Below are 19488 nucleotides of genomic sequence, written 5' to 3'. Positions count from 1 at the left end.
TGCCTCCTCAGGCTGCGCTGGATTGCTGGGCACGCGCGGTCAGTTCCGCACGCAGCGCGGCGGCGTGGATCGAAGCCGAGGGTTTGAGCACCCGCAACGCGGCGCCGTCGATCGCCGAACGCAGCGTGAAGGGCGTTCCCGTTCCCATCGCTCTTGCCATCAGACCCGATCTTTGCGGCGCCAGTCTGGCCCGCCAGCGCACTTGCGTAACCCCTCTTGCGGCAGGGACCGGCGCGATGCGTGCGGTCAGCACCGGGCGCAGCATATCGTCGCGCAAGGACAGTTCGCTCTCACCGGTCAGCGGATCGGTGGCGATGCGCAGGCTGATCGGGAAATCCGAACTGAACGGCGCAGGCCAATGCGGTCCGGCCCACTGGCACGACCGTTCCATCACCAGCAGGCCCTGCTCGACGATCAGTTCAGTCGTCAGATAGGGGGTGAAGCGTACGCCACGCATCGCCAGAACCAGTGCGGGATCGTCGAACAGTGCGGCAATGTACTGGTCATGATCGAGCGCAACATTGACCGTGCCCGACAACGGCAAATTCTCGTTGGTGGCAACCGGCGCGGTGGCCTTGGCATTCAGGCAGACCCTTACGAACCCGGCGCTTTCCGCGACGCCAAATGGCGTCGCGCGATAGATCGGCGGGAATTTGGCATCGCTTTTCAGATTGGGAATGTTCTTGAGATGGCCGGTTTCGCCATCGAATGTCCAGCCGTGATAGCCGCACTGGATCATGCCGTTGCCCAGCACGCAGCCCAGCGACAGCGGCGCCCGGCGATGCGGGCAGCGGTCTTCGAGCGCGTGCGCTGCGCCGTGCTGGTCGCGCCACAGCACCACCGGTTGATCACCGATATCGACGTTGATCGGCTTGGCCGAGGTGACTTCTTCGGAGCGGGCCACGGCCCACCACGCGTCTTGCGCCATTGCGAATCATCCCCAGGAATTGTGTTCTTCGGATAAAATTGACAGATGACAATTTAATTGTCAAACCTGCGACGATGAACAGGCCGGTCGAAATGGTTGTCGATGATGCGATCAGCCCGCGTCGGCGTGGCCGACCGCCCGCCAATTCGGCGGAACCGGTGGGCGAAGACAGGCTGTTGGCGCTGGCCTTTGCCCAGTTTGCCGAGCGCGGCTACGACGCGACAATGGTGCGCGATCTGGCCCGGCAATTGGGGATCAGCCACAATCTGCTCAATGTCCGCTTTGGCAGGAAATCCGACTTGTGGAAGGCGGCGGTCGAATGGCGGCTGGCCGGCGCATCGCGCGAAGTCGAACCGGCATTCGACAGCGACGCCACGGCTGAAGAACGGCTGATCGATCTGATCGAACGGTTTTGCCAGTGGGCCAGCGTCCATCCCGATATCGTCGGCATCTGCTATCACGAGGGCCAGCGCCCCGGCTGGCGGCTGGATTTCATCGTCAACCGTTTCGTTCGCCCGTTTCAGGCGCGGCTGGACAGCCTGATCGACGATGTGCGGCAGACGCGCCCGGTCTCGCCGATTGCCACCGGCGCGCTGCTGGCACTGCTGGTTCACGGGGTCGGCTCATATTACACGCTCAAGCCGCTGCAGGCCATGCTCGCCGGTGCGGCGGGCGAACAGGATCAGGGCAGGATCATGGCCCGGTTCCTGATCGCCGGGGTGTTCAACGGTCAGGTGTAGAACAGATCGGCGATGCGCCGGCGGTAAATCGCGGCCTTGTCGGGCGCGATGCCGAATTGTGGCACGACCGGGGTAATCGAATCCGCAAAGGCCGCGCGTTCGGCGACCAGTTCGCGCACTTCGTCCGCCGAGCCCAGAATGGTGATCGCGCGGACCATGGCATCGGGGCAGGCGCGCGCCATCGCCTCGTAATCCTGCGCTGCAAATGCCGCCTGGATCGCCTGCGCTTCGGCGCCAAAGCCGATTTCGGTGAAATAGCGCAAGTACTGCGGCGATTGGGTGTAGAAGGCGATATTGGCGCGCGCATCGGCGATCGCTGCGGCACGGTCGGGGTTGATCACGGTAAAGATCATCAGGTTGACATCGACCTGGTTGCGGTTGCGTCCGGCTTGATCGAGCCCCGCCTTGAGCGACGGGATTGCCCGGTCGCGCAGCCAACCGGTGGTCCACAGCGGATGCCCGAGCAGGCCATCGGCAATCGCGCCGGCCTGTTCGCAGGCTTTTTCGAACACTGCGGGCAGATAGACCGGGATCGCGCTGCGATGCGCCGGGCGGACCAGCCGGAAATGCGACAAATCGAGCGTGTGATAGGCGCCCTCCAGCCGCTTCAGTTCGCCTGTATGCCCTTGCGCGATCACCGCGCGCACCTGGCCGACCACTTCGCGCATATGTGCCAGCGGTTTGCCATAGGTCATGCCGAAGCTGCCCTCGATTTGGCTTTGGGCGCTGGAACCAAGACCGAGCACGGCACGACCCTGGCTGATATGATCGAGATCGATCGCGCTGCACGCGGTTTCGAGCGGGCTGCGGGTAAAGGCGAGCGCGATGCCGCTGCCCAGTTTGATGCGGCTGGTCACTGCCGCCGCCGCCGCCAGCACGGTGAACGGCGCGCCGAAGATCTGCGGCGCCCACACCCCTTCAACCCCGGCGGATTCCCAGCCTTGCACCAGCGGCACCAGGTCTGCGGCGGGCAGCACCGGCAGTTCGGCCCACACCGGCTTGCCAGCAAACACGCTCAGAATCCTTTCGCGGTGTCGAAGTAATCGCGCCACGACACGATGCGGGGCCCATCCATCTCGAACCGGCCCATCAGCACGATCGAGACGAGCAGGTTGCCGTCCTTGTCATGAAAATTGTCGGTGCGTTCGGTCAGCACGACATTGCCGACGGCGGCGGCGTGGTGGACGATCACTTCGCCGCTTTCGATCGGCCTGATCTGCGCAAAGCCGTCCATGAAGGCCTTGGCCTCGGCAAACCCGACCGTGCGCGACACGCCGTGGTTTTCCCAGACCGTCGTGTCGGTAAACCGCCGCTCCATCGATGCGAGCATGTCCGCCAGAGTCGGCTTCCACTCGTTGAAGAAGGACAGGACTTCGGTCAGGGGATCACTCATGGTCAGTCCTCCGTGGCGATGGTCACGATTGCACCATCGAGATCGGGCGAGATCATGACCTGGCACGACAGACGGCTCAGCGCGTCGCGGTGGTCGGAACTGTCGAGCAGATCGTTCTCGTCATCGCTCGGCGCGGGCAGCCGGGCAAATGTCGCGGCGTCGATGTGGACATGGCAAGTGGCACATGAACAGCATCCGCCGCACAGCGCGAGCAATTCGTCAAAGCCGTTGTCGCGGATCGTTTCCATCAGCGAAACGCCGGGTTGGGCCTCGACCGCCGTGCTGGAACCGTCGCGCTTGATGATCGTAATGGTGGTCACTTCAGGTCTCCTGAGATGGATCATTTCACTTCACGTTCGACCGGGAAGCGATCGAAATAGAACTGGAATTGATGACGGATATCGTCGGCGGTGATGGCGAAATCGCGTTCGAGGTTGAACACCACCCGCCCTTTTACGCCGGGGTCGTGATCGGCATGATACCGGTGCAACGTCGCCAGCGTTTCAGCATCGAGCGGCAACCCTGCCTTGGCGTAAATCTCGCCAAGGATCACATCGGGATCGGCGATCCACTGGTGGAAATAGACATCGACGGTCTGTTCGGGCGGCAGGCAATCGTGATCATCGACACAGCGTTGCAGCAATGTGCGATAACGGTCGATCCAGTATGCCTTGGGCTCTTCCGGATCGGTTTTTGTGCGCAATATGCGTGAGGCATAAAGCCACATCGACAGCGTCGAGCGGATCGAGGCGACCGGATCGCGGTGCGTGATCACATATGTCGCATCGGGGAACGTCGCGCGCAAAGTCGGCAACTGTTCCATATGCTGCGGGCATTTTATCACCCAGCGGTTCGGCCCCTTGAGGAAGGTCAGAACCTGCAGGCCCTTTTTGAGATAGGCATACGTCCCGCTCTGATCGTGGCTGAGGTAATAGTCGCGCCATTTCGGCACCAGGGCGAGCCATTCGAGCAGGTAGGACGAGAAATCCAGCGCCTGCAATTCGATGTCCTCGCTGACATGATCGGGCGAGAATTCGTGCATGTATTTGAACAGCGGCATCATCGCGTCCTGCTGTTCCCAGCCCGCCGCCGCGCGCGTCCGGCGCGGATTGGGATCGTCGGCGGTGGGCTGGTCGGCAAGGGTCGGGACCGGCGCGATCGCTTCCCACCACGGCAGCGAACGCAGCCGCGTATCGGCCGACAACAGACCCAGCAGGTGCGTCGTGCCCGAACGCGGCGGGCCCGCCACGATGATCGGCCGGTCGATGACGATGTTCAGGATCTCGGGATGGCGCTTGCAGATGTCTTCGACTCGCAAGCGGTCCGAGGCATAACGCACGAACATCGTCCACAGCGCGGCGTGCGAGATTGGCGACAGGAATGTGTCATCCTTGACGCACTGGCACCACAGTTCCAGCCGTTCGACAAAGTCCATCGCGCCGAAATCATCAAGCCCGGTCTGTGCCCTGGCCGCGCCGAGGACGGCTTCTGCCGAGAAATCGAACACGGCTTGTGCCGCGCTCGCCAGCGCCGCCTTTTGCAGGTCGGTGAGCACCGGATGAAGCATATCGTCGATATGGAACACTTCGCCCCGCTGTCCGTCTTTGGCCATCGACATACCTCCCGTTTCGTGTGGAGCGAGATAGAGAGGCAGAAAAACGAACCTTGCCCTACCGGAAGATATGCGGCCCCACTCCATAGCGGGGATAGCCATCGCCACAGAACACAAGACAACCCGGGGATGCATGTTCGACATGGCACAGAATCTGTTCGACCTGACTGGCAAAGTGGCGCTTGTAACAGGCGCCAATTCGGGGCTCGGCTACGGTTTTGCCGAGGGGTTGGCGCGTGCGGGCAGCGATCTGGTGATCTGGGGGCGGCGGCAGGATGCCAACGAACGCGCGGCGGAAAGGCTGCGTGCACTGGGTGCCAAAGTGCATGCCCAGTCGGTCGATGTCGCCGACGAAGGATCGATCGTCGCGGGCGTGGCCGAAGCGCTGCAAGTCATGGGCCGGATCGATACGGTCGTTGCCAACGCCGGGATCGCCAGCCAGAAGCCGTTCATCGAGATGGACGCGGACACTTATCACGCGCTGATTGACGTCAACCAGCACGGCGTGGTGTTTACGCTGCGCGAGGTTGCACGGCACATGGTGGAGCGCGGCGGGGGTGGATCGCTGATCGTGTGCGGCAGCGGCTCGATTTTTCAGGGCGTGCCCACGATGACGCATTATGGCGCGGCCAAAGGCGCGCTCAACGCGCTGGCCAAGGGCATCGCCGCCGAACTCGGGCCGCATGGCATTCGCTGCAATGTGATCGCGCCGGGCTTCATCATCACCGAAATGACCATGGCCGACCCTGTCGTCGGCAAGATGATCGCCGACAGCGTTGCGGCCAAGGCGCCGATCGGCCGCGCGGGGCAACCCGACGACCTGTGGGGCGCGGTGGTCTATCTTGCCAGCGACCTGTCGCGCTATCACACCGGTGACACCCTGATCGTCGATGGCGGCAAGATCGCCAACAACTGAGGATTTCGGCCATGTTTCCAAGCCTCAACGCGCGGCATAGCCAGATCGCCTATGTCACCACCGACCTCGACCGGGCGCTGGCGGTGTGGCGCGACCAATTCGATGTGCCGTCATTTTATGTGTTCACCAATGACATGCCGGGGCTGGAATCGTCGCACCCGTTTCAGCTGAAGATCGCGCTGGCGCATGTCGGCGGGGTCGAGATCGAATTGATCGAGCCGTTGCACGACAGCGCGCCGCTGCATGCCGCGCCGCTGCCGACCGATGGCAGCTTTGCCATGCGGTTTCACCATGTCGCGATGCGCGTCGAGGGCAGTCTGGCCGATTTCGAGGCGCATATGGCCGGGCTTGATCCGGCCCTGCATCCGGTTGTCTGGTCGGGGCGCATGGGCGATCTGATGCGCTTTGCCTACACCGATGAACGCGCCACGCTTGGGCACCATATCGAACACGTATGGTTCGATGCCGGTTTCTACGGGCAACTGGTCGCTGCGATCCCCGTCTATCCGGAGCGCTGAGAATGCCGGTCTCAAGTCTGAATTTTCGTGATCTTGGCGGTCTTCTTGCGACGGGCGGGCATATTCGCCAGGGCGTGCTGTATCGCAGTGAAGGTCCGCGCAATTTCGCGCCCGCGCAACTGGGGGCGCTGCAGGATATCGGCTTTCGCACGATCGTCGATTTGCGCTCTGCGGGCGAACGTGCGGATATGCCGCATGAATGGCATGGTCCGGAGTGTCGCTGGCTGGGGCTGGACGTCAACGCCGATTTGCGCGTGTTCGGCGAGGATGGCCGGCATCGCCTGTTGCAAGGGCCCGATCTCGAGATCGCGGTCTCGACGATGGTTGAAACGTATCGCGAGATTGTCGGCGCGCTGTTGCCGCACTGGCCGGCCATTGCCGAGGTTCTGCTGAATGGTGCAGTGCCGGTCTTGTTCAACTGCACCGCCGGAAAGGATCGCACCGGGGTCGCGATCGCGCTGCTGCTCGAAATGGCGGGCGTGCCGCGCGATGTGATCATGGCTGATTACTTGCGCTCTGCGGTGTTCGGCGAAAACATGGCGCGTGATGGTGAAATCGAGCCGGGCTTCATGGCCAGCTATGGCTTCATGCCCAGCCCTGATCAGGTGCAGGCCCTGATCGGCGTGCGCACCGACTATCTCGAAGCCGCGTGGGATGAAATCAATCGCAACTGGTCGGATGTCGCGGACTATTTCGTTGCGGCGGGGATCGATCATCCAACCCAGCGCCGGATCGGCCGCATTCTGGTGAATTGAAGGAACATGGACATGAAGACAGGTGGAGTGATCGGGCTTGGCGGCATTGGCGGGGGCGTCGCGCAATGTTTGCAACGGTCCGGGCAACTGGCGGCGATCTATGATGTCCGCGCCGAGGCGGCGGCCAATGTGCCGGGTGCCCCGGCGATGTCGGCCAGCCCGCGCGATCTGGCGGCAGCGTCGGATTGCGTGCTGATCGCGGTGCTCAATGGAGCGCAGACGATCGCCGTGCTGTCGGGGCCCGACGGGGTGCTGGCGGCAGGCAAGCCGGGGCAGACGGTGATCCTGTTGTCGACGATTGCCATGTCCGATCTGGCTGCGGCGCAGAAACTGTGCGCAGATGCCGGGGTCACATTGATCGATTGCGGCGTCACCAACGGGCCAAAGTCCGGCCAGAACGGCCTGATCTGCCTGGTCGGCGGCAGCGACGCCGATATCGCGGCGGCCAAGCCGATTTTCGACGGCTTTGCCGGATCGATCATTCACATGGGTGGCCCCGGGGCCGGCATGGCGGCCAAGATCGCGCGCAACACCACGTATTTCGGGTGCATCCGCGCGGGCTATGAAGGCGCAGTGATCGCCCGCAATTATGGCGTGGACCTGGCGCAGATGGCCAAGTCGCTGGCCGGTGATCCTGCGGCTGGCGGCGGGCTGGAAGGCGCGATGATGCTGCAACTTCGCCCCGATCCCGAGGGCAATGCGCAGGAAACCGCCGCGCGCGAATACCATTACAGCCTGATGCTGAAGGATCTGGACGTCGCCATTGCCGAGGCGGCCAAGTTTGGCGTGCGTCTGCCGATGGTCGAACTGTTGAAGGAATATGGCCGGTCGTCGGTCGGGCTGGAATATCCGCTTGGTCAGCCGATCGAAGGCTGAAACCGCACATTCGGGAGAAACGGGATGAATGAGGAAAATTGGGCCAAGGGTCTCGAAGTGTTCGATGCGGTCTATGGCCCGGGCATGTCGGCGATGGTCGTGCCGTTCAAGGATACGCCGTTCAATCAGGAGATCGTCGGCAACCAGTTCGCCAATCTGTGGGGCAATCCGGCGTTCACCATCCGCGAAAAGCGGCTGATGGTGCTGGGCGCAACGGCGATGCTGGGGCGGCAGGATCTGGTCGAAATCCAGATGACCGGCGCGCTGATCAATGGCGAATTCACTGACGAACAACTCGAACAGATCCCGCTGTTTCTGCTGTTCTATGCCGGTGCGGGCAATTGCACCGCGCTGTTTCGCGGGATCGAGGCGGCGAAGGCGCGCGTCGCCGCGATGAAGAAGGACGCCTGACCAATGCGCCCGCTCGCCCGGCTGCCGCTTGATCCGGCGGCATTTCGCGAAAAATTCGGCCCATGGGCAGTGATTGCCGGGGCTTCGGAGGGCACGGGTGAATGCTATGCACGGCAATTGGCGGCGATGGGCATCAATCTGGTGCTCGTTTCGCGTCGGCAGGCCGCACTCGATGCCTTGGGGGCGGCGCTCAAGGCCGAATTCGGCATCGACACGCGCGCGGTGGCGCAGGATCTGACCGAACCTGGCGCGGGCTTGCGCATTGTCGAGGCGGCGCGCGATTGCGACGTCGGGCTGTATATTTCGAATGCCGGAGCCGACGGCTTTGCCAGCTTTTTCGAAGACAGCCCCGAGGCTGCGCATCGGCTGGTGCGGATGAATATCTCGACTCTGATCGACGCTGCCAACGGTTTCGGCAAGCGCATGCTCGCGCGCGGCGTCGATGGCAAGGGAAGGGGCGGTATCATTGTCATGGCCTCGGGCGCGGGGCTGGGCGGGCAACCCAATCTTGCGCTCTATTCGGCGACCAAGGCGTTCGAGATCAATTTCGCCGAATCGCTGTGGGCCGAATACCACGAACGCGGCATCGACATTATCGGCATTGCCGCGCCGATCATGCGCACGCCGACTTTGCTGCGCATGGTGCCCGAAGGGTTCGACACCACCGACGTCTATGATCCCGCCGATGTCACGCACAACGCGCTGGCCGGACTGCTGGCGGGCGCGCCGCTGCAGATCGTCCCCGACGGGCCGGGGCAGGAAAAGCAGCCGCAAGTGCAGGCTGACCGCATCGCGCGCCTGATCGGGTTTGTCGAATTCAACAAGCAGTTTACCGCAGGATGACCGGCATGGGGCGATTGACAGGCAAAGTGGCGATCGTGACCGGCGGCGGCGGCGGAATCGGCTCGGCGGTGGTGCGCAGGTTCGTTGCCGAAGGTGCGCGCGTGGCAGTGGCCGACGTGTTTCTGCCATCGGCGCAGGCTGTGGCCGAGCCGCTGGGCGATGCCGCGCTGGCCGTGCAATTCGACGCAGCGAGCCCTGCTTCGGTCGAGGCGCTGGTGGAAACCACCGTTGCTCATTTCGGGCGGCTCGACATCCTGCACAATAACGCCGCGATGACCGATCCGGCCAAGCATCCGCTGGATACCGATGCGGTGACCATTCCCATCGAAATCTGGGACGAAATCATCGACATCAATCTGCGCGGCTATCTGCTGGGATGCAAATACGCGATCCCGCATATGGTGAGCGGCGGCGGCGGGTCGATCGTCAACACCGCCTCGAACAGCGGGACGGCGGGCGATCTGGCGCGGATCGCCTATGGCGCGTCGAAAGGCGCGATCATCACCATGACCAAATATATCGCCACCCAGCACGGGCGGCAGAACATCCGCTGCAATTCGGTGGCGCCCGGCGTGGTGCTGACCGAGGCGCTCGACAAGACCGTGCCGGGGCTCAAGGAAATCATCAAGCGCCATGTGCTCACCCCCGAATTCGGAACGCCTGACGACATTGCTGCGCTGGTCGCGTTCCTCGCTTCGGACGAGAGCCGCTATATCACCGGCGAAAACATCTCGATTTCGGGCGGCGCGCTGTCGCACCAGCCGCACTATGCCGACCTGCTGCAATTGATGGAGGCGCATCTGTCATGACCTGCGCCGCTGACTGTCTCCGGCATGGAACAAGCGGCGCGAGACACCACCGGCCTTGACGATTTCGGGCCCGACCCGATCCGTCCGGTGGCGCGCTTGGCGGAGTATGCCGGATAGGGTCACTAGAGCTTGGTGCTGCCCATCGCGGCAAACAGCTTCTGGAAATCGGCATAGCTCGGCTGGTGCGCGGTTACCCCGCCATCGATCGGGATCGCCGCGCCGGTGATGAATTTGCTGTCGTCGCCGGCAAGGAACGCGACGAGGTTGGCAATATCCTCGGGCTGCCCCAGTTGCGGGGTCAGGTGGTGCGAAAGCAGGATGTCCTTGATCACGTCGGGGGTCGTTTCGACTGCGAGCGGGGTCAGCACAAAACCGATCACCATGCAGTTCGACCGCACGTTCTGCTTGCCGTATTGCGTGGCAATCATGCGGTTGAGCTGGATCAGCGCGGCTTTGGACGAGCCATAGGCGGTCAGCGTCGATTCGCCCTGTACGCCAAAGCCCGAGGCGCTGTGGATGATCGAGCCGCCGCCTTGCGCGATCATCTGCGGGATCACATGGCGGCTCATCAAAAGCGCGCCGCGCACATTGACCGCCATCGCCATGTCCCACGCCGCGAGGTCGAGATTGACGACGTCGAGGTCTTTCTGGCGCTGCGCGTCGTTCTGGATCGCGGCGTTGTTGTGCAGCACGTCGATGCGGCCGAATTGCGCGATCACCGCCTCCGTCAGCGCCTTGACCGAAGCCTCCTGCGTCAGGTCCACCGGAAGCGCGACCGCGCCGGGAATGCCGGCTGCGGCCGTCTGCGCCGCGCGGATGTCGATATCGGCCAGAACCACTTGCGCGCCATCGGCAGCAAGGCGCCGGGCCGAAGCCGCGCCAATGCCACCACCGGCACCGGTGACCAATGCGACCCGTCCATCCAGCTTGCCTGCCATACCCATATCTCCCATGTTGGCGCCTTGGCGCCACAGCGCCAGCGCGTCGTGACCTGTCGATGGGCAGGTCTACGCGCACAATCCCGCCGTAGGCTGTTCGGCCAGCGGGAGCGAGAGGATTGGCATGAAGCGGTTTTCGGCACGAGACTGGTGGTTCGTCGGCTTGCTCGGCGCGATCTATATGGCCAATTTCATCGACCGCATGATCATTTCGGTGGTGGGTGAGCCGATCCGTCGCGAATTCGGGCTCAGTGACTTTCAACTCGGGCTGATGGGCGGGGTGGCCTTTGCGCTGTTTTATGGCGGCATCGGCATCCCCATCGCCCGGCTGGCTGAACGGGTCAGCCGTGTCGGCATTGTCGTTGTGGCGACCGGGCTGTGGTCGGTGATGACGATGATGTCGGGCATGGCGGGCAGCTATGCGCAATTGTTGCTGGCGCGGTTGGGGGTGGGTATCGGCGAGGCCGGTTTTACACCACCGGTCGTGTCGATGATTGCTGACCGGTTCGACGCCGACAAGCGCGCCACGGTGTTTTCACTGATCGCGGTCGGGGTGTCGGTCGGCGGAGCGATCGGGGCGATGGGCGGGGGCTGGATTGCCCAGACCCACGGCTGGCGCGCGGCGTTTCTGGTGATGGGCGGGCCGGGGGTCGTGCTGGCGGCGCTGTTGTGGCTGACCATTGCCGAGCCCGAACGCAGCCACGCAGGTGCTGTCGCGCCCAGCCTTGGCGACGTGTTGCGGCAGGTCGGGCGATCACCGTCATTTGTCAGCTTTACCGTGGGCAGCGGTATGGTCGCGCTGGTCGGGTTTGGGCTTAACTTGTTCCTGATCCCCTTGCTGATCCGGCGTTTCGGTTTCGATGTAAGGCATGCCGCGCTGGTGTTTGCGCTGACGTTCAGCATGGCGACGGCAAGCGGCGGGGTGGTCGGCGGGATGCTGTCCGACCGGTTCGCCACCCATCACCCTGCGCGGTATGGCTGGCTGCCGATCGGGGGCGTGGCGCTGGCGCTGCCGCTCTATCTGCTGGCCATTTTCCAGGATGACTGGCGTATTCTGGCGGGCCTGTTATTTGCCGCAACATTCAGCCTCTATGCTTTTTTGCCGACGATCATGACCGTAACGCAACGGCTGGTCGAACCGCGCATGCGCGCGACGGCGGCGGCGATCCACGCCTTTGGGCAGACCGTGTTCGGCATGGCGCTGGGCGCGGCGTTTCTGGGGCTGATGAGCGACCGTCTGGCCGCGCGCGCCTATGGCACGGGCTATGCCGCCGCGTGCCAGTCAGCCCACCTGCATCCAGGTCTCGCGTGCAGCACGGCATCGGGCACCGGGTTGCAACAGGCGCTCATGCTGCTGGGGCTGTTCCTGCTGCTCGCAATCGGCTGTTACGCGATCGCGGCGCGGTCGATCGCGGGCGAAATTACCGCCGTCGAACGATCATGACGTGCGGTCGATCCAGTCGTTGAGGCGTGACCAGTGCTGCGCACGCGTCCCGGCAAAATTCTGGCAATGCGCGGCCTTTTCCAGAATGTGCAATTCCACGTCTGGCGACGCGCGGAAATATCCCGGCTCCTTGTCGGGCGCCGGGCTGGTGTCGATCATGCTTTGCACCACCAGCACCGGCACCGCGATCCGTGCGGCGGCCTCGTGCACGATCCCCGGCGTCAGCGCATCCCGGCCCATCGTGGCGGGCGTGGTCGAGCCTTGCGCCTCGTCCGCCGTGATGAATGACAGCGGTACGTCGTCCCAATAGAACAGCTTGCGCATGGGCACGCGCGGGGTGGCAAGATAGCCGCTCGGGATCAGGCCCGCCTGCAACGTGGCGACATCGGTATCGCCCAGCACCATCGGTTCGTTGGCCCAGCCGATGACCGCGACGCGGTCCATCTCGGGGTGGGCGGCGGCCTGCGCGATCACCATCATTGCGCCCATCGAATGCCCAACTCCGGTGACGCTGACGGGGCCGCGCCATCGCGCGGTGATCTGGCGCAAGGCTTCGGCATGGGCGGCGGCGATGATTGCCTGGCTCAGCCGACTTTCCGGCTCGGGTCTGCTGCTCTGGCCCATGCCGAGCATGTCGATCGTCAGCACCGCCTTGCCATGATCCGTGAACCAGCGCGCAAAGCTGTAGCTGTTATCGGCAAACGTCGGATGCCAATAGGCGCGGTGGTAGCCGCCGCCATGGATGGCAAAGATCAGGTGCGGCGGCGTTTCCATGTCGTCGGGCAGGTGCAGCGTCGCGGCGATGAAAGTCTGTTCGCCAAGGTCGGTGGCCGAGGTTACGTCCAGCATCATGTCGTTTGATTTCATCGCGCGTCGATCCCTGTTGCAGGCGGCAGCATGGGCCGGGGTCTGTGCCGTCCACCTGTCGCCCGACAGGTTGCTGGCGGCGCAGATCGGCAAGAACGGCGCGATTGGAACAGGGATGCCTGAAATGCCGAGCGATGGTCCGAGTGATGGACTCGAATGGGAACGACTGATCGATGGCTTGCGTCCGCTGGGCGATGCGATGCGCGCCCGCGTGCCCGAACGACTGCGCGGCGATCCGCAGGTCATGGCCGAATCGATGCGCCTGTTGCTGTCGGGGCTGACTCGCGCGATTCCCGATGCGCTGGTCGGCGATCGGCGTCACCCGCTGTTTGTGCCCGAGCTCAATATTGCGCAGAACATCTTTCAGCCCAATGCCGACACGATCTACAAGGGGTGCCTGATCGAACGTGGCGGCAGCTATGTGATCAAGGGCGATCGCGGCACCGTGCGCATGGTCATCCTCGCGCAGATGGGCCCCGATACGTTGCGCACCGGCAAGCATCATCCGCTGCTCGGACAGATCGATTTCGACAGCTTGACGCTCGATGCCCAGGGCCATTTCGAACTGGTGATTTCGCCCGAGCGGCCGGCGGGCTATGCCGGTGACTGGCGTGCGCTCGATCCCTTGTGCGAAAAGTTCATGGTCCGCGTGGTCGGGTGCGACTGGGGAGTGGAGCGTGAACCGCGCTTCGGCATCGCCCGGCTTGACGTCGATAACGCCAAAGGCCGTCCTTCGGCCGATGCGCTGCATCATGGCTTTGGCGAAATTCCCGGCATTGTCGCGGTTTGTGCGCTGGCGTTCCCCACCCATGTCGAGGAACTGCGCGCGCAGGGCCATATCAATGCGCTCAAGATCTTTGACGTGTCGCAGATGTCGGGCCTGAGCGGGCAATTCTATTACGAGGGCGCGTATGATCTCGCCGATGACGAGGCGCTGATCAGCGAAGTGAAAGTCCCCGCGCGCTATCGCTACTGGTCGATCATCCTGACCAACGAACTGTATGAAACGACCGATTGGTACAACAATCAGGCCAGCCTCAACGACAGGCAGGCGGTGGTCGATAGTGACGGCGTGTTCCGCACGGTGATCAGCGCGCGCGATCCCGGGGTGCACAACTGGCTCGACACAGCGGGCTATCCCTCCGGCGCAATCCAGGGGCGCTGGTTCGAGGCCAGTGAAAAGCCCATGCCCTCGATCAAACGAGTCAAACTGGCGGATGTGTCGCAGCATTTGCCCGTCGATACCCAGCGTGTAACCCCGCAGCAGCGCGCCATCGCCTTGCGCAATCGCCGTCTTGCCGCTCAGATGCGCATCATCTGGTAACCGGAGCCTTTCGCATGACCACCCAGACACTTCCGCCGCATGTTCCCGCCGACAAGGCCGTGCGCCTCGCGTATTTTGCGCGCGAGGTGGTCAAGGATTGCCCGCAGGAAACGCTGATCCCCGAAATGCATCGCACGCTCGGGCCGATCACGTATGTCACCAACATCTTTCCGGGCGACAAGCCGGGCTGGCTGCTGACCGGCTTTGACGACACCATGGCAATGCTGCGCGATGCGGACAACTATACCAAGAACGGCATGGGCCAATGGTCGCAGAGCATCGGCGAAAGCTGGCTGGTGGTGCCGACCGAAGTCGATCCGCCGATGCACACTTTCTATCGCAAGGCGCTCAATCCCAGTTTTTCGCCGCAGAAAATGGCCGCGCTGAAGGACGATCTGCGCCGCCGCGCCACCGATCTGATCGACAAGTTCAAGGATCGCACCAGTTGCGATTTCATCAACGAATTTTCCGAGCGCTATCCGATTTTCATCGTGCTCGATCTGCTGGGGCTGCCGCAGGACAGGATGGCCGAGTTCCTCGTCTGGGAAAAGCAGATGCTGCATTCCAACGACTGGGAAGTGCGCAGCGACGGCGTGCGCAAGGCGGTTGATTATCTGAAGGCAGAGATCGCCGATCGCCGCATCAATCCGCGCGATGACTACATCACCAAGCTGTTTGATCTGGAGGCCGAGGAAGGCCGCAAGTGGAACGACGAGGAAGTGCTGGGCCACTGCTTCAACCTGTTTCTCGGCGGGCTGGACACGGTTACCACGATGCTCGGCAACATTTTTACCCACCTCGCGCGCTATCCCGAACAGCAGCAGGAACTGCGCGAAAATCCCGATCGGATCGTGCTGGCGGTCGAGGAATTTCTGCGTGTCTATGGCCCGGTGACGGCGTTTCGCATTGCCGCGCGCGAACTGGAAATCCACGGGCAGAAGATCATGCCGGGCGAATATGTCTCGGTCAGCACGCCGGTGGTCAACCAGGACCCAAAAATGCACGACAACCCGTCGCAAGTGCGCTTCGATCGCAAGGCGGCGCATGTCGCGCTGGGCGGCGGCATCCACAAATGCCTCGGCATGCACCTTGCCCGGTTCGAGCTGCAAACCGCGTTGGAGGAATTCCTCAAGGCGATCCCGCCGTTCCGCCTGAAAGACGGATTCGAACTGGGCTACTTCGTCGGCAATATCACGTTCGTGCCCAAGCTGGAGCTTCAGTGGGGCTGAGGATGCATATCGACATGAAAGCGTGACAGGCGCAGGGCGGCGATCTTCCACACGCCGCCTTCGCGGCGATAGCTTTCGTGATACTGGCCATAGCCCGTGATCGAGGCGATGCCGGAGACGGGCGATTGGCCCTGCTGCCACACCACCCGGTCCTGCATCGCCCACACTGCGTGCGCCGTGTCCGGGCTATCCAGTGCTATTTCGGGCGTATGGACCTGATGGCTGGTCGCGGCGTGATCGACAGCGAAGCGCACTTGCGCGATGATCGCGGGAATGCCGCTGATCGGCGGGTTTCCGGTATCTTCGCGCACGTCCATCACCGCATCGTCGGTGAACAGCCGCGCAAACCCGTCCCAGTCTTTGGTGTCGAGACAGCGGCAATAGCGCGCCTTTACCGCGCGGATGTCCTCGATTGCCAGCAAGGTTTGCAGCGCATCCATGATGTTCTCCCTTTGCGCAACGTGTGCCCGCGAACGGGTGTTGCGGCACCCTGCCATCGGGCAGGTTGATTGCATGGGTCGTTTCGTGATGGTGTCGGCAATCGCGATCAGCGCGCAAGGAATTGACTGATGACACAAGAGCCGGGTGCACAGGCCCTGTTTGACAAGTTCGGCACCTATATCCTGCCAGGCCGGGTCGATGATCCGCGTCGGGGCATCGAGGAAGCGCTCGAAGCCGAACGGATCGGGCTTGGCGCGGTGTGGATTTCCGAACGCTTTGCGCTCAAGGAACCGGCGGTGCTGGCCGGCGCGGTAAGCGAGGCGACCTCGCGCATTCGCATCAATGCCACGTTTTATGCCACCATGCGCCATCCGCTGGTGACCGCCAGCATTGCAAACATGATGCAGGCGATGAGCGGCGATCGGTTCGGCGTGATGTTTGCCCGCGCGGTGCCCGCCTATATGAAAATGATGGGTGCGCCCGCCATCACCATGGAACGGCTGGCCGATTATTTCAGCATCTATCGCCGGTTGTGGGTGGGTGAAGCGGTCAGCTACGAAGGTCTGCTGGGCACATTCCCGATGCTCAAGTTGACCGATTTTTACGATGGACCTAAGCCGCCGATCATCTTCACCGCGATCGGCCCCAAAAGCCTGGAATTTGCCGGGCAACATTGCGACGGCGTGCTGCTGCACCCGTTCGTGTCGCCTACCGGCGTGCGCAACAGTGCAAAGATCGTGCGCGACGCGGCGCAAAAGGCGGGGCGCGATCCGGCTTCGGTGCGGATCTATCACAATATCATCGTCGCCCCCGATCTGCCGAAGGACGAAGAAGACGCAGTGGTGCGCGGCCGCGCCATCACCTATTTCGAACTGCCCGGATTTGGCGATCTGATTGTCGAGATCAACGAATGGGACAAGTCGGTACTCGACCAGATCCGCGCACACCCCAAGATCGCCTCGCTCAATGGCAAACCCGCCGATCAGGCCTATACCCGCGCGCAACTCGTCGATGTCGGGCAATTGTTGCCGCAGCACTGGATCGATGAAGGCGCGGCGGTCGGCACGGCGGCACATTGCGCCGATCAGTTGATGGCCTATCTCGATGCCGGTGCCGATGAAATCCTGCTCCACGGCGCCGCGCCCAGGGACATGGGGCCGCTGACCGCAGAGCTGAAGCGCGCGCTGGCGGCACGGGGACTGTAACCATGGCACTGACGGCAGAAGACGTGCGCGCGCGGTTGCGCGACTGGATCGAGGCCCATGTCGAAGGTTGGCGCAATGTCCGCTTGCGACCGTTGGAGGTGTCGCCGGGATCGGGCTTTTCGGCGGACATCTTCTTTGTCGATGTCGATTATGACGATGGCGCAGGTGCGCAATCGCGCACGCTTGTGGTGCGTCGCCAGCCCGCCGATCTGGTGGTCGTACATGCCTCCAGCCTGGCATTGCAGGGCCGGATGATGGCCGCGCTCGACCGGCTGAAGCTGGCGCCCGTGCCCGACTGGATCGGCATGGAACTCGATCCTGCCGTTCTGGGCAATCCGTTCCTGATCATGGGGCGGGTCGAGGGCCAGTCGGCCACGCAGAACCCCAATTACAACACAACCGGCTGGGTCGTCGAGATGACTCCCGCCCAGCGCGCGGCGACCTGGAAAAACGCGATCGAAGCGTTTGCCAAACTGGGCAAGATCGATTGGCAGGCCGATGGTTTCGCCTTTCTCGCGCAAGCCGAATGGGGCCAGCCGGGGCTCGACCAATACCTCGGGCACATCGAATCGTGGTATCGCAGCTGTCGCAAGGACCGGGTCATGCCCCATGTCGATGCGGCGATCGCCTATATTCGCGATCACCAGCCCGGCGACACCGCGATCAATGTGCTGTGGGGCGATGCCACACCGTCCAATGTCATGTTTCATGCCGATGGCACGGTCAGCGGGCTGATCGATTGGGAACTGGCGGCCCTGGGGCCGTCGGAGCTCGATCTGGCGTGGTGGCTCTATTTCGACGACTTGTTCACCCGCCGCTTTGGCGTGGCCAAGCTCGAAGGCTTGCCCACCCGCGAGCAGACCATCGCGATCTGGGAAGCAACTGCGGGGCGCGCGGCGCAACATCTCGATTATTACGGGGTGGTGGTCGCGCTGCGCATGGCGCTGGTGGCAGTCGGCGCGTTCGACCGGCAAGTGGGCATTGGCAATATTCCGCCCGAGAACAAATCGCTCAACGCCAATTTCATGACGCTGACGCTGGCCGAACGGCTGGGCATGGCGCCACCGGAGCTTGGTCCCGATTTCTATGCTTTCATGCGCAACATGACCCCGGTCGATCAGAACAAGGATTGATCCGCGAGCCCGTTGTCGATCACCCGCACAGCGCGTTCCACCACGTCGGCGCGGAAATGCAAGGCGGGGCCGTCCTGCCAGATCTGCGTGCGGATGGTTTCGCCGGGATAGACCGGCGCGGTAAACCGCAGGGCGATTTCGCGCAAGGCCGCAGCATTGCCCGCGCAGCACGCATGGATCAGCGCGCGCGCGACCACGCCCATGGTGGAAAGCCCGTGCAGGATCGGCCGGTCGAGCCCTGCCGCGCGCGCGGTTGCGGGATCGATATGCAGCGGATTGCGATCACCCGACAAACGGTAAGTCGCGGCTTGCGCGCGTGAGGTGGGGAGCACGATTTCGTAATCGGGATCGCGTTGCGGCACCGGCGGCAGGCTTTCGCCGGGCAAGTCCCGCGCGCCTCCAAATCCACCGGCTCCGCGCACGACCCACGTTTCGCTCGCTTCGGCAACCAGCGTCCCGCCGGGCGTGCGGACCTGTTTGGCCGCACGCACCAGCGCGGCCATGCCCGGTCCCTTGTCTGCCAGATCGGTGACGCGTGTCTCGCCAATCAGGGTGCCGTCAGGGTCCAGCGGTGCAAACAGCTTCAACCGTTGCTCGCCATGCAGGATGTTCGGCCAGTCCAGCCCCGATTTCGGGTCCATCGGCCAGAATCCCGGCGTGCCGAGCACCAGTGCCATCGTCGGCAAGGCCTGCAACCGGCGCTCGAACAGAAAGTTGGTCTCGTCGATCTCTGCGCTCAGCCCTGCGCCGACACCCAGTGCGTAGAGTATGACATCACGCGGGTCATAATCGTCACGCGCGACAGGGATGGCATAAGCCAGCAGGGTTTCGCGATCGAGCGGGCCAAGCCGTTCGGGATCAACAAGGTGGCGTGTGGTCATGGCGCGGAGCTATCCTTTCGGCGCGCCGGGTATCCCTGTCGTACGATAGGCCTGTCGTGCGACAGGCCGTCAACCGGCGATTACGACGTCATAGGGTTAAGCCAGCGGTTCCTCGCCCGAACGATGGCGCGAATGTAAACGCAAACGCCTCGTGCGCAACAAAACGCTCCATATTGTATAATTAGGGCGTAAACTCATAGACCACGCCATCGAGGTTTGAGGCCA

General features: G+C 63.1%; 22 protein-coding genes. 13 read left to right on the top strand and 9 right to left on the bottom strand.

What is annotated here, in order from left to right; all coding sequences use genetic code 11:
- Positions 1-7: 7 nt before the first annotated feature.
- Positions 8-928 carry an aromatic ring-hydroxylating oxygenase subunit alpha gene (locus AQZ50_RS12390; protein WP_067746785.1) on the bottom strand — a complete coding sequence of 307 codons (921 nt, stop codon included), beginning with the start codon at positions 926-928 and terminating at the stop codon, positions 8-10.
- Positions 929-1002: 74 nt separating this feature from the next.
- Here AQZ50_RS12390 and AQZ50_RS12385 point away from each other — a divergent pair, with 74 nt between their 5' ends.
- Positions 1003-1668: a TetR/AcrR family transcriptional regulator gene (locus AQZ50_RS12385; protein WP_231730265.1), complete on the top strand. Its 666-nt coding sequence runs from the start codon at positions 1003-1005 to the stop codon at positions 1666-1668.
- Here the strand turns inward: AQZ50_RS12385 and AQZ50_RS12380 are convergent.
- Genes AQZ50_RS12380 through AQZ50_RS12365 form a run of 4 tightly spaced genes read right to left on the bottom strand, consistent with a single transcriptional unit; the run spans position 1659 to position 4673 of the window.
- Entirely contained in the window at positions 1659-2681 is a 1023-nt protein-coding gene (locus AQZ50_RS12380) for an LLM class flavin-dependent oxidoreductase (protein WP_067746784.1), read from the bottom strand. The genes AQZ50_RS12385 and AQZ50_RS12380 overlap by 10 nt on opposite strands.
- A gap of 2 nt (positions 2682-2683) precedes the next feature.
- Entirely contained in the window at positions 2684-3061 is a 378-nt protein-coding gene (locus AQZ50_RS12375) for a limonene-1,2-epoxide hydrolase family protein (RefSeq protein WP_067746783.1), read from the bottom strand.
- A 2-nt stretch (positions 3062-3063) separates the two neighbouring features.
- Positions 3064-3381 carry a 2Fe-2S iron-sulfur cluster-binding protein gene (locus AQZ50_RS12370; RefSeq protein WP_156427354.1) on the bottom strand — a complete coding sequence of 106 codons (318 nt, stop codon included), beginning with the start codon at positions 3379-3381 and terminating at the stop codon, positions 3064-3066.
- Positions 3382-3401: 20 nt separating this feature from the next.
- A complete protein-coding gene (locus tag AQZ50_RS12365; protein ID WP_231730264.1) occupies positions 3402-4673 on the bottom strand; it encodes a sulfotransferase family protein in 1272 nt (423 codons plus the stop codon).
- Positions 4674-4815: 142 nt separating this feature from the next.
- Here AQZ50_RS12365 and AQZ50_RS12360 point away from each other — a divergent pair, with 142 nt between their 5' ends.
- Genes AQZ50_RS12360 through AQZ50_RS12330 form a run of 7 tightly spaced genes read left to right on the top strand, consistent with a single transcriptional unit; the run spans position 4816 to position 9801 of the window.
- A complete protein-coding gene (locus AQZ50_RS12360; protein WP_067746906.1) occupies positions 4816-5589 on the top strand; it encodes an SDR family NAD(P)-dependent oxidoreductase in 774 nt (257 codons plus the stop codon).
- Positions 5590-5600: 11 nt separating this feature from the next.
- On the top strand, positions 5601-6107 hold the full coding sequence (locus AQZ50_RS12355) for a VOC family protein (protein ID WP_067746780.1): 507 nt from the start codon (positions 5601-5603) through the stop codon (positions 6105-6107).
- A gap of 2 nt (positions 6108-6109) precedes the next feature.
- Complete coding sequence (locus AQZ50_RS12350) at positions 6110-6862, top strand: tyrosine-protein phosphatase (protein WP_067746779.1); 753 nt, start codon at positions 6110-6112, stop codon at positions 6860-6862.
- Positions 6863-6874: 12 nt separating this feature from the next.
- Positions 6875-7738 (top strand): NAD(P)-dependent oxidoreductase, encoded by an 864-nt coding sequence (locus AQZ50_RS12345; RefSeq protein ID WP_231730263.1) that lies wholly within the window; start codon positions 6875-6877, stop codon positions 7736-7738.
- 24 nt (positions 7739-7762) lie between these two features.
- Positions 7763-8149: a carboxymuconolactone decarboxylase family protein gene (locus tag AQZ50_RS12340; protein ID WP_067746777.1), complete on the top strand. Its 387-nt coding sequence runs from the start codon at positions 7763-7765 to the stop codon at positions 8147-8149.
- A gap of 3 nt (positions 8150-8152) precedes the next feature.
- Positions 8153-8992 (top strand): SDR family NAD(P)-dependent oxidoreductase, encoded by an 840-nt coding sequence (locus AQZ50_RS12335; RefSeq protein WP_067746776.1) that lies wholly within the window; start codon positions 8153-8155, stop codon positions 8990-8992.
- 5 nt (positions 8993-8997) lie between these two features.
- Positions 8998-9801, top strand: coding sequence for an SDR family NAD(P)-dependent oxidoreductase (locus AQZ50_RS12330; protein ID WP_197412474.1), 804 nt, complete (start codon positions 8998-9000; stop codon positions 9799-9801).
- Between the two features lie 122 nt (positions 9802-9923).
- Here AQZ50_RS12330 and AQZ50_RS12325 read toward each other — a convergent pair whose 3' ends face one another.
- Positions 9924-10739 carry an SDR family NAD(P)-dependent oxidoreductase gene (locus AQZ50_RS12325; protein WP_067746775.1) on the bottom strand — a complete coding sequence of 272 codons (816 nt, stop codon included), beginning with the start codon at positions 10737-10739 and terminating at the stop codon, positions 9924-9926.
- A 124-nt stretch (positions 10740-10863) separates the two neighbouring features.
- On the opposite strand from AQZ50_RS12325, the gene AQZ50_RS12320 reads away from it, so the two are divergent.
- A complete protein-coding gene (locus AQZ50_RS12320; RefSeq protein ID WP_067746774.1) occupies positions 10864-12183 on the top strand; it encodes a spinster family MFS transporter in 1320 nt (439 codons plus the stop codon).
- Here the strand turns inward: AQZ50_RS12320 and AQZ50_RS12315 are convergent.
- Entirely contained in the window at positions 12178-13035 is an 858-nt protein-coding gene (locus tag AQZ50_RS12315) for an alpha/beta hydrolase (protein WP_231730262.1), read from the bottom strand. The genes AQZ50_RS12320 and AQZ50_RS12315 overlap by 6 nt on opposite strands.
- On the opposite strand from AQZ50_RS12315, the gene AQZ50_RS12310 reads away from it, so the two are divergent.
- Both AQZ50_RS12310 and AQZ50_RS12305 read left to right on the top strand, forming a co-directional pair.
- Entirely contained in the window at positions 13034-14374 is a 1341-nt protein-coding gene (locus AQZ50_RS12310; RefSeq protein WP_231730261.1) for a DUF1214 domain-containing protein, read from the top strand. The two genes, AQZ50_RS12315 and AQZ50_RS12310, sit on opposite strands and share 2 nt — an antisense overlap.
- 14 nt (positions 14375-14388) lie before the next feature.
- A complete protein-coding gene (locus AQZ50_RS12305; protein ID WP_231730260.1) occupies positions 14389-15603 on the top strand; it encodes a cytochrome P450 in 1215 nt (404 codons plus the stop codon).
- On the opposite strand, the gene AQZ50_RS12300 is transcribed toward AQZ50_RS12305, so the two are convergent.
- Positions 15591-16043: a nuclear transport factor 2 family protein gene (locus AQZ50_RS12300; protein ID WP_067746771.1), complete on the bottom strand. Its 453-nt coding sequence runs from the start codon at positions 16041-16043 to the stop codon at positions 15591-15593. The genes AQZ50_RS12305 and AQZ50_RS12300 overlap by 13 nt on opposite strands.
- A gap of 129 nt (positions 16044-16172) precedes the next feature.
- Between AQZ50_RS12300 and AQZ50_RS12295 the strand changes: the two genes are divergently transcribed.
- Complete coding sequence (locus AQZ50_RS12295; protein ID WP_067746770.1) at positions 16173-17249, top strand: TIGR03857 family LLM class F420-dependent oxidoreductase; 1077 nt, start codon at positions 16173-16175, stop codon at positions 17247-17249.
- A gap of 2 nt (positions 17250-17251) precedes the next feature.
- On the top strand, positions 17252-18382 hold the full coding sequence (locus AQZ50_RS12290) for a phosphotransferase family protein (protein ID WP_067746769.1): 1131 nt from the start codon (positions 17252-17254) through the stop codon (positions 18380-18382).
- Here the strand turns inward: AQZ50_RS12290 and AQZ50_RS12285 are convergent.
- A complete protein-coding gene (locus AQZ50_RS12285; RefSeq protein WP_067746768.1) occupies positions 18367-19263 on the bottom strand; it encodes a MaoC family dehydratase in 897 nt (298 codons plus the stop codon). The two genes, AQZ50_RS12290 and AQZ50_RS12285, sit on opposite strands and share 16 nt — an antisense overlap.
- Positions 19264-19488 lie beyond the last annotated feature (225 nt).

Origin of the sequence: Novosphingobium sp. Fuku2-ISO-50, assembly GCF_001519055.1 — a bacterium.
Classification (GTDB): domain Bacteria; phylum Pseudomonadota; class Alphaproteobacteria; order Sphingomonadales; family Sphingomonadaceae; genus Novosphingobium.
Note: the sequence above shows the minus strand (reverse complement) of the source record. Positions and strands in the feature narration are given on the sequence as shown.

Bases quoted from the DNA above. Each gene is read 5' to 3' on its own strand.
- AQZ50_RS12320 (WP_067746774.1), top strand. From the start codon at position 10,864: ATGAAGCGGTTTTCGGCACGAGACTGGTGGTTCGTCGGCTTGCTCGGC.
- AQZ50_RS12360 (WP_067746906.1), top strand. From the start codon at position 4,816: ATGGCACAGAATCTGTTCGACCTGACTGGCAAAGTGGCGCTTGTAACA.
- AQZ50_RS12335 (WP_067746776.1), top strand. From the start codon at position 8,153: ATGCGCCCGCTCGCCCGGCTGCCGCTTGATCCGGCGGCATTTCGCGAA.
- AQZ50_RS12355 (WP_067746780.1), top strand. From the start codon at position 5,601: ATGTTTCCAAGCCTCAACGCGCGGCATAGCCAGATCGCCTATGTCACC.
- AQZ50_RS12285 (WP_067746768.1), bottom strand. From the start codon at position 19,263: ATGACCACACGCCACCTTGTTGATCCCGAACGGCTTGGCCCGCTCGAT.
- AQZ50_RS12325 (WP_067746775.1), bottom strand. From the start codon at position 10,739: ATGGCAGGCAAGCTGGATGGACGGGTCGCATTGGTCACCGGTGCCGGT.
- AQZ50_RS12365 (WP_231730264.1), bottom strand. From the start codon at position 4,673: ATGGCCAAAGACGGACAGCGGGGCGAAGTGTTCCATATCGACGATATG.
- AQZ50_RS12385 (WP_231730265.1), top strand. From the start codon at position 1,003: ATGAACAGGCCGGTCGAAATGGTTGTCGATGATGCGATCAGCCCGCGT.
- AQZ50_RS12390 (WP_067746785.1), bottom strand. From the start codon at position 928: ATGGCGCAAGACGCGTGGTGGGCCGTGGCCCGCTCCGAAGAAGTCACC.
- AQZ50_RS12340 (WP_067746777.1), top strand. From the start codon at position 7,763: ATGAATGAGGAAAATTGGGCCAAGGGTCTCGAAGTGTTCGATGCGGTC.
- AQZ50_RS12310 (WP_231730261.1), top strand. From the start codon at position 13,034: ATGTCGTTTGATTTCATCGCGCGTCGATCCCTGTTGCAGGCGGCAGCA.
- AQZ50_RS12315 (WP_231730262.1), bottom strand. From the start codon at position 13,035: ATGATGCTGGACGTAACCTCGGCCACCGACCTTGGCGAACAGACTTTC.
- AQZ50_RS12375 (WP_067746783.1), bottom strand. From the start codon at position 3,061: ATGAGTGATCCCCTGACCGAAGTCCTGTCCTTCTTCAACGAGTGGAAG.
- AQZ50_RS12330 (WP_197412474.1), top strand. From the start codon at position 8,998: ATGGGGCGATTGACAGGCAAAGTGGCGATCGTGACCGGCGGCGGCGGC.
- AQZ50_RS12305 (WP_231730260.1), top strand. From the start codon at position 14,389: ATGACCACCCAGACACTTCCGCCGCATGTTCCCGCCGACAAGGCCGTG.
- AQZ50_RS12345 (WP_231730263.1), top strand. From the start codon at position 6,875: ATGAAGACAGGTGGAGTGATCGGGCTTGGCGGCATTGGCGGGGGCGTC.
- AQZ50_RS12300 (WP_067746771.1), bottom strand. From the start codon at position 16,043: ATGGATGCGCTGCAAACCTTGCTGGCAATCGAGGACATCCGCGCGGTA.
- AQZ50_RS12290 (WP_067746769.1), top strand. From the start codon at position 17,252: ATGGCACTGACGGCAGAAGACGTGCGCGCGCGGTTGCGCGACTGGATC.
- AQZ50_RS12350 (WP_067746779.1), top strand. From the start codon at position 6,110: ATGCCGGTCTCAAGTCTGAATTTTCGTGATCTTGGCGGTCTTCTTGCG.
- AQZ50_RS12295 (WP_067746770.1), top strand. From the start codon at position 16,173: ATGACACAAGAGCCGGGTGCACAGGCCCTGTTTGACAAGTTCGGCACC.